This window comes from Pedobacter sp. R20-19, from assembly GCF_000708265.2.
Taxonomy (GTDB): Bacteria; Bacteroidota; Bacteroidia; order Sphingobacteriales; family Sphingobacteriaceae; genus Pedobacter.
Genome location: NZ_JCKI01000003.1, coordinates 179,631 through 192,813, shown reverse-complemented (window position 1 = coordinate 192,813; position 13,183 = coordinate 179,631). Strand labels below are relative to the sequence as shown.

General features: G+C 36.6%; 11 protein-coding genes. 4 read left to right on the top strand and 7 right to left on the bottom strand.

What is annotated here, in order from left to right; genetic code table 11:
- Nucleotides 1-11: 11 nt before the first annotated feature.
- The 4 genes from AN34_RS08435 to AN34_RS08420 form a co-directional block, all read right to left on the bottom strand.
- Nucleotides 12-1,397: a nucleoside permease gene (locus AN34_RS08435; RefSeq protein ID WP_029284254.1), complete on the bottom strand. Its 1,386-nt coding sequence runs from the start codon at nt 1,395-1,397 to the stop codon at nt 12-14.
- A 169-nt stretch (nt 1,398-1,566) separates the two neighbouring features.
- Entirely contained in the window at nt 1,567-2,181 is a 615-nt protein-coding gene (locus AN34_RS08430) for a bifunctional nuclease family protein (RefSeq protein WP_029284252.1), read from the bottom strand.
- Between the two features lie 50 nt (nt 2,182-2,231).
- Nucleotides 2,232-3,200 (bottom strand): electron transfer flavoprotein subunit alpha/FixB family protein, encoded by a 969-nt coding sequence (locus tag AN34_RS08425; protein ID WP_029284250.1) that lies wholly within the window; start codon nt 3,198-3,200, stop codon nt 2,232-2,234.
- A 77-nt stretch (nt 3,201-3,277) separates the two neighbouring features.
- A complete protein-coding gene (locus AN34_RS08420; RefSeq protein ID WP_029284248.1) occupies nt 3,278-4,015 on the bottom strand; it encodes an electron transfer flavoprotein subunit beta/FixA family protein in 738 nt (245 codons plus the stop codon).
- 62 nt (nt 4,016-4,077) lie between these two features.
- On the opposite strand from AN34_RS08420, the gene AN34_RS08415 reads away from it, so the two are divergent.
- Nucleotides 4,078-4,413, top strand: a complete 336-nt coding sequence (locus tag AN34_RS08415; protein ID WP_029284246.1) for a lipopolysaccharide assembly protein LapB — start codon at nt 4,078-4,080, stop codon at nt 4,411-4,413.
- A gap of 54 nt (nt 4,414-4,467) precedes the next feature.
- Complete coding sequence (gene chrA / locus AN34_RS08410) at nt 4,468-5,685, top strand: chromate efflux transporter (RefSeq protein ID WP_029284243.1); 1,218 nt, start codon at nt 4,468-4,470, stop codon at nt 5,683-5,685.
- Nucleotides 5,686-6,068: 383 nt separating this feature from the next.
- Here chrA and dnaB read toward each other — a convergent pair whose 3' ends face one another.
- Nucleotides 6,069-7,631: a replicative DNA helicase gene (gene dnaB, locus AN34_RS08405; RefSeq protein ID WP_029284241.1), complete on the bottom strand. Its 1,563-nt coding sequence runs from the start codon at nt 7,629-7,631 to the stop codon at nt 6,069-6,071.
- A 247-nt stretch (nt 7,632-7,878) separates the two neighbouring features.
- On the opposite strand from dnaB, the gene rlmB reads away from it, so the two are divergent.
- Nucleotides 7,879-8,649: a 23S rRNA (guanosine(2251)-2'-O)-methyltransferase RlmB gene (gene rlmB / locus AN34_RS08400; protein WP_029284239.1), complete on the top strand. Its 771-nt coding sequence runs from the start codon at nt 7,879-7,881 to the stop codon at nt 8,647-8,649.
- Nucleotides 8,650-8,753: 104 nt separating this feature from the next.
- On the opposite strand, the gene AN34_RS08395 is transcribed toward rlmB, so the two are convergent.
- Together AN34_RS08395 and AN34_RS08390 are read right to left on the bottom strand one after the other, a co-directional pair.
- The gene (locus AN34_RS08395; protein WP_029284238.1) at nt 8,754-9,845 is read right to left on the bottom strand and encodes a mannose-1-phosphate guanylyltransferase; all 1,092 of its coding nucleotides are present in this window, start codon (nt 9,843-9,845) and stop codon (nt 8,754-8,756) included.
- Nucleotides 9,846-9,859: 14 nt separating this feature from the next.
- A complete protein-coding gene (locus AN34_RS08390; protein WP_029284235.1) occupies nt 9,860-10,828 on the bottom strand; it encodes an SIS domain-containing protein in 969 nt (322 codons plus the stop codon).
- Nucleotides 10,829-10,919: 91 nt separating this feature from the next.
- On the opposite strand from AN34_RS08390, the gene recQ reads away from it, so the two are divergent.
- Nucleotides 10,920-13,109, top strand: a complete 2,190-nt coding sequence (gene recQ / locus AN34_RS08385) for a DNA helicase RecQ (protein WP_029284233.1) — start codon at nt 10,920-10,922, stop codon at nt 13,107-13,109.
- The last annotated feature ends 74 nt before the right edge of the window (nt 13,110-13,183 follow it).

The following is a 13,183-nucleotide window of genomic DNA, read 5'->3' as shown; positions in this document are numbered from 1 at the left end:
AGCAGTGTTAATTAATGACTAATGGCCTCAATAGCTTTCTCTTCAGCTTTAGTGTGTTTGTGTTTGAAAATGAGTACAAAAACAATGGCAATCACCAGAACATAAATAGTGAAGGCGAGCCAGATATTATGCCAGTCTTTTACATCTAAAGCCCTGCTTAAATCTCCATTTTGCAAAATGCTGATTCCTTTGTCCTTTAAAAATTTAAGTAAGTGAACATTATCTTCTTCACTTTTAACATACTTTGAAAGTGAGCTGATATTGGAGTAATAGGTAGTAAAATATTTATTGATCATCCAGCCTGATACCAAACTTCCGAAAACAGCACCAAAGCCATTGGTCATCATCATAAATAAACCTTGTGCAGATGAACGTGTTTTTGGTGTTGTGGAGGTTTCTACAAATAATGATCCTGAGATATTAAAGAAGTCGAAAGCCATGCCATATACGATACAAGACGTAATAATCATCCATAAATTTTCTGATGGATTACCAAAGGCAAATAGGGCAAAGCGTAGTACCCAGGCAAACATCGCAATTGCAATTACCCATTTAATTCCGAATCTTTTCAAAAAGAATGGAATAGCCAGAATGAAGAGTGTTTCTGATATTTGAGAAATAGATAGAATAATGGTTGAATAACGGATGACAAATGATTCTGCAAAGACTGGGAATAATTTAAATTCATCTAAAAAAACATCTCCATATGCATTTGTTAATTGTAATGCTGCACCTAAAAACATAGAGAAGATGAAAAATAAAGCCATTTTGTAATCAGCAAAAAGCTTAAAGGATTCTAGCCCGAGTTTTTGTGCAAATGTTTTTTTCTCACTGATTAAATTTAAGGGTTTACAGGCCGGGAGTGTAAATGAATAAACACCTAAAAATAAAGCACTAATGCCTGCAATATAAAATTGATTTGCACTCGCTTTATTACCCGTTAGGTTGGTGATCCACATGGCTACAATAAAGCCTACGGTTCCCCATACACGTATAGGTGGAAAATTCTTTACTACATCGAAATTTCCATTTTTTAGAGTAGTGTAACTGATGGAATTACTTAATGCGATGGTTGGCATATAAAAACACATGGCCACCAGTATTACCCAAAAAAATGTATGTGGATCATCTACCTGTGGTAGATAAAACATTGTAGCAGCATAAAGAATATGTAAAATAGCATAAAGCTTTTCTGCATTAATCCATTTATCTGCTAAAATCCCCGTTAAAGTTGGCATAAATAGCGATGCAATCCCCATTGTGGAAAAAATGATTCCAAAATTTGCGCCATCCCATTGTTTGGTTCCAAACCAATAATTTGCAATAGTAATTAACCAGGCAGCCCATACAAAGAATTGCATGAAACTCATTATAGTTAAGCGAAACTTAACGTTCATAGTTGTAGTTTAGGATGATTTTTTAAAGTAAGGCTGAATATAGAACTAATCTGAAACATAATTCTAAAATAAACCCAAATTATTTTAAATAATTTGGGTTTATATCATATTTCGATGTTTTTTATGAAAAACTATGGAGCTAATCTTCGATAATTTAAGGTTATCAAAGTTATGAAGTACCTCTTTTGTTAAGTTCATCCCTTAGTCTTGCCGCTTTTTCATAAGCCTCATCAGCTATTGCTTCCTGCAACTTTTGCTGAAGTTCTTCTACAGATAAGTCATTGAAGCCCTGGTGCTTGCTTGTTCCTGGCGTGCTATCAGCTTCTGGTTCTTTGGCTATGGAATCCATATTCTCCAGAAATAAAAAGTCATTACCCTCAATTACAATTCCAGCAGAAGCCAAAATAAACTCATAGGTGTAAATCATGGCATCGAAACGAACAGCCAACGCTATAGCATCAGATGTTCTGGCATCTATCTCATGTTTATTCTTCCCGTCATTGCAGATTAACTTGGCATAAAAAACACCATCAACCAGGTTGTAAATGATAATTTCCTCAATATTAATATGAAAAGTATCTGCCATTGATTTAAATAAATCATGCGTCAAAGGCCTGCTAGGGGTCATTTTCTCAATTTCAATTGCAATGGCTTGCGCCTCAAATGCACCTATAATAATAGGCAAGCGGCGCCGTCCATTTACTTCTCCTAAAACAAGGGCATAAGCACCAGATTGTGTCTGGCTGTAAGATAATCCTACAATGTCTAATTTTACTTTTTTCATATTTATGGTAAAACCATATAGGTTTTAAAACCTATATGGTCTATAAGATATTATCCCTTATGTGCTTTTAATGCTTCAATTAATTTTGGTACCACTTCAAAAGCATCACCAACAATACCATAATCAGCCACTTTAAAAAATGGTGCTTCAGGATCTTTATTGATGACCACAATTACTTTAGAAGAACTCACACCGGCAAGGTGTTGAATTGCTCCTGAAATTCCAATTGCAATGTATAAGTTAGGACTAATTGCAATTCCGGTTTGGCCAACGTGTTCAGAATGAGGCCTCCAGTCTGCATCAGAAACTGGTTTTGAACAAGCTGTTGCAGCACCCAAAAGGCCTGCTAATTCTTCTATCATTCCCCAGTTTTCAGGCCCCTTTAAGCCTCTTCCGGCAGAAACCACTAATTCTGCATCTGGCAATGAAACTTTATCGGTAGCCCTAACAATCTCCTTAATAACAGTTCCAAGATCCGATTGTTTAATGTCAGCTGCAAAGTTTTCGATTGTTATTTCTGTTGCATTTTCCTTAACACCAAATGCATTCGGATTTAAAGCAATCACTTTATTGGTAGAAGTCAATTCTGTAATGGCAAATGCTTTTCCGGAGAAAGCTGTTTTCTTGATGGAGAATTTACCATCAGTACTTGGTAGTTCTACAGCACCATCTGCTAATCCGGCCTTAAGCTTTACTGCAATTCGTGGAGCCAAACCTTTTCCAGAGAATGAGTTAGATAAAACAATGATATCTGCACCATCTTTTTCAGCTGCTGCTGCAATAACACTTGCATAAGCCTGATTAACAAAAGTTTTTAACTGATCTGCACTTACATTTAATACTTTAGCAGCACCGTACTTTCCTAATTCTTTTAATTCACTTTCAGCAACATCACCGATGGAAATAGCCGTTAAATTTGTTGACTGCTGATCGGCAATTGCTTTGGCATAAGAAACTGCTTCAAAAACAGATTTTTTAAATTTGCCTTCGGCCTGTTCTACATATACTAATACTGACATATATTTATTTCTTGATCCTTATTCGGACGTGTAAACGATTTGATTATTTAACTAAATTCCTTTTGGAGCTTTAGGCACTAGATTACTTTAGCCTCGCTATGCAATAAGCCAATAAGCGATTCAACCTGATCTGCAGGTACCAGTTTAACCGAGCCGCGTGGGGCAGGGGTTTCATATTTAGCAACTTTGGTAACCTCTTCTATAGCTACGGCTTCTACTACGTTTAATGGCTTGGTTCTAGCACTCATGATTCCACGCATGGTTGGTATTTTTGGTTCTGCAACACCTTCTGCGCAGCTTGCAACAAATTTACCTGAAACAGTTACTACTTCTTTGCCACCTTCAATTTCTCTTTCAATGGTAGCTGAGCTTCCATCGTAATCCAGTTTCTTGATGATTGAAACAGAAGGGATATCTAAAAACTCACCCACCATTGCTGCAACCTGGTTCCCGTTGTAGTCGATAGATTCACGACCAGTTAAGATCATGTCGAAATCTTTATCCTTTGCATACTCTGCAATTTGTTTCGCAACAAAATAAGCATCACGCGGAGCGGCATTTACACGAACAGCATCATCTGCACCAATAGCAAGTGCTTTTCTAACCGTTGGATCATTGGCAGCTTCACCAACATTAATAACAGTTACTGTTCCTTTACCACCCTCAGTTAATTCAATTGCTCGTGATAACGCAATTTCATCGTAAGGATTAACAATATATTGCACTCCCGCCGTATTGAATTCGGTATTATCGTTAGTAAAAGTTATTTTTGTCGTCGTGTCGGGCACGTTACTGATACAAACTAATATTTTCATATTTATTGAGATTTATATATAAGGTCTTTCTGCAAATTTAATTAAAAAAGCAAGGAAATAAAATGTCATCAACCCGTTTAGTCAAGTTATTGGAGTTTTTAGAAAGTGAACCGAATGATCCGTTTATTCTATATGCCTTAGCCACAGAGTATAACAATCAAAATGATAAGGAAAAAGCCTATTCTTTTTACCTTCAGTTAACGGATAAACACCCGGATTATGTGGGAACTTATTATCATTTAGGTAAATTATATGAAAAGGACGGCCAAAAAGAGAAAGCAATCGAAGTATATCAGAAAGGAATGGTAACTGCCAGAAATAAACGGGATATGCATGCTTTTTCTGAACTTCAAGGTGCATATAATACTGCAGCAGGTTTAGATTATGAAGACGATTAGTTTAATTTGCCATCAAGAATCATCTCAACAATTAAGCTATTAAATATTCTCTCAATGCAACCCAAACCCATCTCAGTTAAAAAACAGTGGCTATTTATTCGTAATGTATTGTTTTTTACTTTTACTTCCTTTGGTGGAGCACAGGCACATTTAGCGCTTTTACTAAAATATTTTGTACACAGCACCAGATTTATTTCTGAAGAGGAGTTGTTAGAGTTAAACGCCCTTGCGCAGGTTTTACCTGGGCCGGCGTCTACACAAACACTGGTTGGTATTGCCTGGAAGGTTGGTAAATTAAAACTGGCCATCATTACATTTCTCATCTGGATTTTACCAACTGCTGCGATTATGACTTTCGCGGCGATAAGTTATGCCTTGCTTGATCAAAAGCAGAAGTTTAATGATGTACTTGAATATATCCAACCTATTGCTTTAGGTATTGTAGCCTATGGTGCCTGGAAATTAGGGAGAAAAGTATTAACTTCTCAAGTATCCATATTTTTAGCGATAGGATCGGTGGTGGCTACATTTGTATTAAGAAACGCTTATGTATTTCCTTTGGCGATTCTTGTGGGTGGGATCATTTCTTCTGCTATTGAAACACCAAAAGAAGAAACGGAATTGAGGGTAAGACTATTTTCTAACCTGAACCCGAAAAAAATGATTTATTTTTTAGGTGCATTGCTTTTATTTGCATTAGTGGGGGCAATCATCAACCGAACATCGCCTTTTAGTTTGCCTATTCGTTTATTGGAAAATTTTTACCGTAATGGTATCCTGGTTTTTGGCGGCGGACAAGTGCTGGTTCCGCTCATGTTTACGGAGTTCGTAGATATGAAACATTATTTGGCTGCACCTGGTTTTTTATCGGGTTTTGCACTGCAACAGGCTCTTCCTGGACCAACTTTCTCTTTTACAAGTTACCTGGGTGCATTAAGTATGAAAAACTTTGGTTATGGCCTTTCTGGACAAATTTTAGGTGGCCTGATCGGAGTAGTGGGGATTAATTTACCAGGTTTAATTTTGGTGTTATTCATTGTTCCTTTCTGGGATGACTTGAAGAAAATATCTAGAATAAGGCATAGCCTAAGCGGAATTAATGCCGTTAGCGTGGGTTTTATCATTGCTGCTTTTATTCTGCTGCTCATACCTATGGCAATGAACTGGTTATTTCTTGGTATAATGGTTACTACTTTTTTATTGTTAAACTTCACCAAAATTAGTCCGCCCATTATTGTTTTAGCAGGGATTTTAATTGGTTATGTTTTTTAGTAAGGGGATTATTAGAAAGTTTTGCTAGCAAATATCAATGCTGAATCATTTTTGTTAAAGACGTAATGTTGTTAACTTGCATTGTAAATTTTAAGTGAGCATGATGAAGAGGTTGTCCCGCAGATTAAAATGATTACCGCAGATTTTAACTATTGTTCTGCGGAAATCACCTAAATCTGCGTGAAATTATTTGGGCAATGCCGATTTGATCCTCAAATGGTGGATCATCGTCATTGTAATCATCAACATTTGCGATTAAATACGCTTAAAGATCGCTATGAAATGGTTTCTCCGGCAGATTAAAATGGATACCGCAGATTTTAACTGTCGTTCTTAGGAAATCACTTATCTGCAGGAAATTATTTGAGCAATGCTGATTCATCCTAAAACGGAGGATCATCATCATTATAATCATCCATTTTTGATGGACGAATAATCACATTACTTTGTTTTTCAAAATCTTGCGAAGGATACATTCCAGCTGATGGATCTGCAGCAGCAAATGATGTTGGTGCCGTAAAATCTTCTTCCAGATCGGTAAACTTCACAAATTTACCTACGAAACGAAGTGGAACAATTCCTGTTTCGCCATTACGGTGTTTTGCAATAATTACCTCTCCAATACCTGCTTGTGATCTTCCTTGCTCATCCTCTGTAATGCCATAATATTCCGGGCGATATAAGAATAATACCATATCTGCATCCTGCTCGATAGATCCTGATTCCCTCAAATCGGATAGCATTGGTCGCTTACCCTGTAAACCAGGCCTGCTCTCTACGGCGCGACTTAATTGTGAAAGTGCCAATACTGGAACATCTAGCTCTTTAGCTACTGATTTTAAAGCCCTTGAAATACTACCAATTTCCTGCTCACGGTTACCGCCACCTTTTCCTTCGCCTTTACCATGCATCAATTGCAAATAATCTACAATCACGAGTTGGATATCGTATTGTGATTTTAGCCTCCGGCATTTCGCCCTAAATTCAAATATATTTAATGCAGGGGTATCATCAATTAATAGTGGTGCTTCAGTTAAACGACCAATCTTACTGTGCAATTGCTGCCATTCCCATTCTTGCAGATTTCCTTTTCTGATTTTTTCTTGCTCAATTTCTGCTTCTCCGGAAATTAAACGATTTACCAACTGTACTGATGACATCTCCAATGAAAAAACAACAGTGGGTTTTGCAAAATCTACTGTGGCATTTCTTGCACAGGTTAAAACAAAGGCTGTTTTACCCATTGCCGGACGGGCCGCAATGATTACTAAATCTTGTTTTTGCCAGCCCCCCGTAATTCTATCCAGTCCGGTAAAACCAGTTGGAACACCAGTTAAACCATCTGTTTTAGTTCTTAGCTCTTCCAATGTTGCTAAAGACTGCTTAATAATATCGTCCATTTTCTGGGTATCTCTACGCAAGTTGTTTTGGGCAATATCAAATAAGCCTTTCTCTGCATGATCCAGCAAATCAAATATATCTGCAGTATCTTCATAAGCCGTAGTAATGATATCAGTAGAAATCCTGATCAATTCTCTTTGAATATATTTCTGAGAAATGATCCTGGCATGAAATTCAATGTTCGCAGCTGATGCCACACGATTGGTGAGGTTAGTAATGTAATAAGCACCACCCACCATCTCCAGAGATCCCATTTGGCGAAGCTCTGCAGTAACCGTTAGAATATCAACAGGTTTAGATTTTTCAAAAAGCATGTGAATGGCTTCAAAAATCTTCTGATGTGATTCCTGATAAAAAACCTCTGGTTTTAAAATATCAATTACAGCTGATAAGGCATCTTTTTCAAGCATTAACGCACCTAAAACTGCCTCTTCTAAATCTAAAGCTTGTGGAGGTAATTTCCCCATGTTGCTTACGGTGCTTGTTAGCCTCGCTTTCCGTGCTGTTAAACTATTTTTTCCGCCTTGTCCGTTATCGATACTCATTTTACAAAAGTAGGTAAAAGTTTATCGTAATGTTTTAACAAATTACTAGCAGTTTGTTAACAAATTGAATCTGAATAAATTTATTTCGTAGCTTTTTTTTAATGTTTTACATTGGAAGTTGATAATAGGAAATGAATGGGCGCATACAGCAATCAATTTTCTGTTTTAGAATTTCTATTTCCTTAATACTAATAAATTTCCTCGCCTTTGCCGTAAAAACAATTACTTTTGCAAACAATTTCGAAACATGGATAATTTTAGAAGACCGCAACGCGCAAAAGAAAATAATGAGTTTGTATTTGGCATTAGAGCCGTAATTGAGGCCGTTAAAGCTGGAAGAGATATTGAAACGATTTATCAGCAGCGTGGCTTGGGTGGAGAACTTTTCCTGGAGCTAAAGGCTTTATTAAAAGATACCCTGATTCCTCTAAATGCTGTTCCGATTGAGAAATTAAACCGCATGTCGCAAAAGAATCATCAAGGCGTTATTGCAGTGATTTCTCCAATCACTTATCAGAATATTGAAGATATCATTCCAGCAGTATTTGAAAAAGGGGAGGTGCCTTTGATTTTAGTTTTGGATAGCGTTACGGATGTGCGTAACATGGGCGCCATGGCAAGAACGGCAGCCTGTGTTGGTGTGCATGCCATCGTTGTACCTTTAAAAAATGCTGCTCAGATCAATGCGGATGCTATTAAAACATCTGCAGGTGCTTTATTTAATATTCCTATTTGCCGACATGCTAATCTTCATAAAATCTGTTTGTATCTACAAGATAGTGGTTTGCAGGTTGTAGCTTGTACAGAAAAAACAAGCGATTTAATTTATGCGCCTGATTATACCATGCCAACGGCGATCGTAATGGGATCTGAAGATGAGGGAATTTCTAACGATCTTCTACGTGTAGCTGATCATTTAGCCAAAATTCCAATGTCAGGGAAGATAGAATCACTTAATGTGTCTGTTTCTGCAGGTGTCATTTTATACGAGGCAGTAAGACAAAGAACCCTTTCATAAAACATTTCATTAGGCCTTTGCCGAATGAAGCGTTACAAACAAAAAAAAATCCTAACTTCTACATGATATAGCCGTTAGGATTTTTTTATTGATTTAACTTTCGCTTAAATAAATTTATTGCCAAATCTTGATTTTACCTCGGCTACAAATTCTTTTACCTTTTGCTCTTCATTTCTAGGGCAGATCATGAGCATATTGTTGTTCTCTACTACAATATAATCATGTAATCCGTTCAAAATAACTAACTTTTCTTTTGGTACGTTCACCATACAGTTAGAAGAATCAAACATAATTACCTGTTCTGATGGAATTACAGCATTACCTACATAATCCTTATCAGCCATTTCGTAAATGGAAGCCCAGGTACCTAAATCCGACCAGCCAAAATCTGATGGAAGTACGTAAACATTATCAGCCTTTTCCATAATGCCAAAATCAATAGAAATATTGGTACATTGAAAATAAGCATTGTTAATAAATTCTTTTTCACCAGCACTGTTTAAATCTGATCTTCCAATATGAAAAATCTCATACATATCAGGCAGATGTTTTTCAAACGCATTTAGTATGGCTCTTGCAGACCATATAAAAATACCTGCATTCCATAGAAAATCCCCACTCTGTATAAATGACTTGGCCAGTTCTAAGTTCGGTTTTTCAGTAAAGGTTTTAACTTTATGTAAATCGGTATCCGTATTTAATACATGATCCGTATGCTGAATATAACCGTATCCAGTATCAGGGCGGTTAGGTTTGATCCCTAAAGTGATCAAACAATCATTTTTTGATGCTGCTTCCAAAGACTGTTCAATAGATGCAATAAAGCCATCCATATCTGCAATGGTATGATCGGATGGTGCCACCACGATGGTTGCATTTGGATTCAACTCAGCGATTTTAAAACTTCCATAAGCAATACAAGGTCCTGTATTTCTCATTAAAGGCTCAGCAAGAATCTGATTATCGCTTAATTGAGGAAGCTGTTCCTTTATCAAATCAGAATAAATATCGTTGGTAACGATAAAAATATTTTCTGGTGGACAGATCTTTAAAAATCTTTCATAAGTACTTTGAATCAACGTTTTACCAACGCCGAAAAAATCTATAAACTGTTTTGGGTACTCTGTTCTACTAACGGGCCAAAAGCGACTTCCGACTCCGCCTGCCATAATTAGTGCGTAGTAATCTTTATTCATTATATATTTTAATGTTACACAATTCCTTCATTCAGGAGATCGTGCAGGTGGATTATTCCAAAGTAAGTGTTTTGTTTTAACACTAACAACTGTGTAATGTTATTTTGCTTTATTATGTGTAGCGCATCAACAGCAAGTGAGTTATACTGTATACTTTTGGGCTGCTTACCCATAATGTCTTGTGCCTTTAATCCGGCAATTGATTCATTATTTTCAAGCATTCTGCGGATGTCACCATCTGTAATTACACCAAGTACATCATTATCGTTATCTACAACAGCAACTGCACCTAAACGGTTTTTGCTAATTTCTATTAATACATCTTTTACAGAAGCATTGGGGCTAATAGCGGGTTTTTCATTGGTTAAAGCGAGATCACCAGCTTTTAGATATAGTTTTTTACCAAGCGAACCACCGGGGTGATACTTTGCAAAATCAGCTTCATTGAATTCTCTGCATTCTAAAAGGCAAATGGCCAGGGCATCGCCTAAAGCTAGCTGAGCGGTAGTACTTGTTGTTGGTGCCAGGTTATGCGGACAAGCTTCCTTTTCGAACTCCGTATTTAAAATTAAATGTGCATGTTCGGCTAAAAAGGAGCTTAATTCTCCTACCATGCCAATCAAAATATTTCCTGCAGCCTTAAGCAGTGGAATTAATACTTTAATTTCTGGTGTGTTTCCACTTTTTGATAAACAGATAATCACATCATTCCGCTGAATCATACCCAGATCACCATGAATGGCATCAGCGGCATGCATAAATATAGCTGGTGTACCTGTTGAGTTAAATGTAGCCACTATTTTCTGTGCAATGATGGCACTTTTACCTATTCCGGTCACAATTACGCGACCATTGCAATTTAAAATGGTGGATACTACCTTTTCAAAATCATCGTTTAGATTTTTTGAAACATTCAATATTGCTGCTGCTTCGAGCGCTAAAGTGTTTATGGCCGACTGGAGAATATATTTTTTACTTTTCAAAGAGAAAAAAATTGTTTGTTGATACTTGAATTTCTTGTAAAATTATGTTATTTTGGATAGAAAAATAGCATCGCATATTTTATTACACAAAATGGACGTGAAAAAGTCGTTATTTGATAACCTGCAAAATTTCTTTGGGTTTGATAATTTCAAAGGTGATCAGGAGTCGATCATAACAAATATTTTAGAAGGCAATAACACTTTTGTGATTATGCCAACGGGCGGAGGGAAGTCTATTTGCTATCAGTTGCCTGCATTAATGAGTGAAGGAACGGCAATTGTTATTTCGCCCCTTATTGCTTTAATGAAAAACCAGGTGGACCAATTGCGGGCCTTTGGTGGAAATGACAGCATTGCACATTTCCTAAATTCATCTCTTAACAAATCTGAAATTACTCAGGTTAAATCCGATCTGCTTAGCGGGCATACAAAACTGTTATATGTTGCTCCGGAATCTTTGGCTAAGCAAGACAATATTGAGTTTTTAAACTTAATTAAAATTTCTTTTGTAGCTGTTGATGAAGCACATTGTATCTCGGAGTGGGGGCATGATTTCAGGCCAGAATATCGTAAAATTAAACAGGTAATTGCTGGTTTGGGAGATAATATTCCAATCATCGCACTTACAGCCACGGCTACACCGAAAGTTCAGCAGGATATCATGAAGAACTTAGGCATGTCTGAAGCCACTTTATTTAAATCCTCATTTAACAGGCCTAATCTGTTTTATGAAATCCGCCCTAAGCGTGATATTAATAAAGAAATCATTAAGTATATAAAATCCAATCCAGGTAAATCAGGAATTATTTATTGCCTCAGCCGTAAAAAAGTAGAAGAGGTTGCCGAAGCTTTAAACTTAAATGGTATTAGTGCATTACCTTATCATGCAGGTTTAGACCCTAAGGTGAGGGCAGAAACGCAAGACAAATTCTTGATGGAAGATGCTGAAGTAATTGTAGCAACGATTGCTTTCGGGATGGGGATTGATAAACCTGATGTTCGCTTTGTGATTCATCATGATGTACCAAAGAGTATGGAAGGTTACTATCAGGAAACTGGTAGGGCTGGCCGCGATGGTGGAGAAGGAATTTGCATTGCTTTTTATGCGCAGAAAGACGTAGATAAGCTAGCGAAGTTTATGAAAGATAAGCCAGTTTCAGAACGCGAAATTGGTACTCAAATATTAAAAGAAGTTATTGATTATGCTGAATCTGGCGTTTGCCGCCGGAAGCAGATTCTTCATTATTTTGGAGAAAACTTTAATGAAACAGGTTGCAATTGCATGTGTGATAACTGCAAAAAGCCTAAAAAACAATTTGATGCTGAAGCACAATTAGCAACCTTACTTAAGTTTATACAAAAAACAGAAGAAAAGTTTGATGATGCCCATCTATTGAATGTTTTTTTAGGTTTGGAAACTGCACAAACCATTGCTTATGAGCATAGTAAAGTGCCAGAATTTGGAATCGGTAAAGAAGAAGGGATTTTGCTTTGGAAATCTGTAATTCGTCAGGCCGTTTTAAATAATTATCTCTTTAAGGATATTGATAATTATGGTTTATTAAAATTAACCAAACAAGGAAAAGATTTTATTATAAATCCTTACAGTTTAAAATTTATTTTAAATGAGCCTATTGAAACAGGTACCGATGATGACGATGATGATGTAAAACAGGGCTCTGGCGCATTGGATACACACTTACTGCAATTACTTAAAGATTTAAGAAAAAAGATTGCCAAGCAAAAGAGTGTTCCACCATTTGTAGTGTTTCAGGATCCGTCATTAGAAGAGATGTGTACGCATTATCCGATCACTACGGAAGAGATCAAGCAAATTTCTGGAGTTGGTTCTGGTAAAGCCATGAAATTTGGTACACCATTTATTGAGCTAATCAAAAAGTATGTAGAGGATAATGATATTGAACGGCCAATTGATTTAATTATTAAAACGCAGGCGAACAAATCGCAAATGAAGGTTTCTATAATTCAGAATATAGATCGTCAGATTGGTTTGGAAGACATTGCTGATTCAAAAGGAATTACCTATGAAGAAATTTTGAAAGAGGTAGAATCTATTGTAAACTCTGGTACAAAACTCAACCTGAATTATTTCATTGATGAAGTGATTGATGATGACAGACAGGATGAAGTTTTTGACTATTTCAGAGCAGCTGAAAGTGATTCTATTGATGAAGCATTGAATGAGCTGGGCGAAACAGATTATACCCGCGAAGAAATTCAATTGATGAGAATTAAATTTATGTCGGAACTAGGAAACTAAAAATTAGATTTGAGATAATAGATATTGGATTTGAGACAGTTGACGTTTTGAAATCTCATATCTTAAGTCTCAAA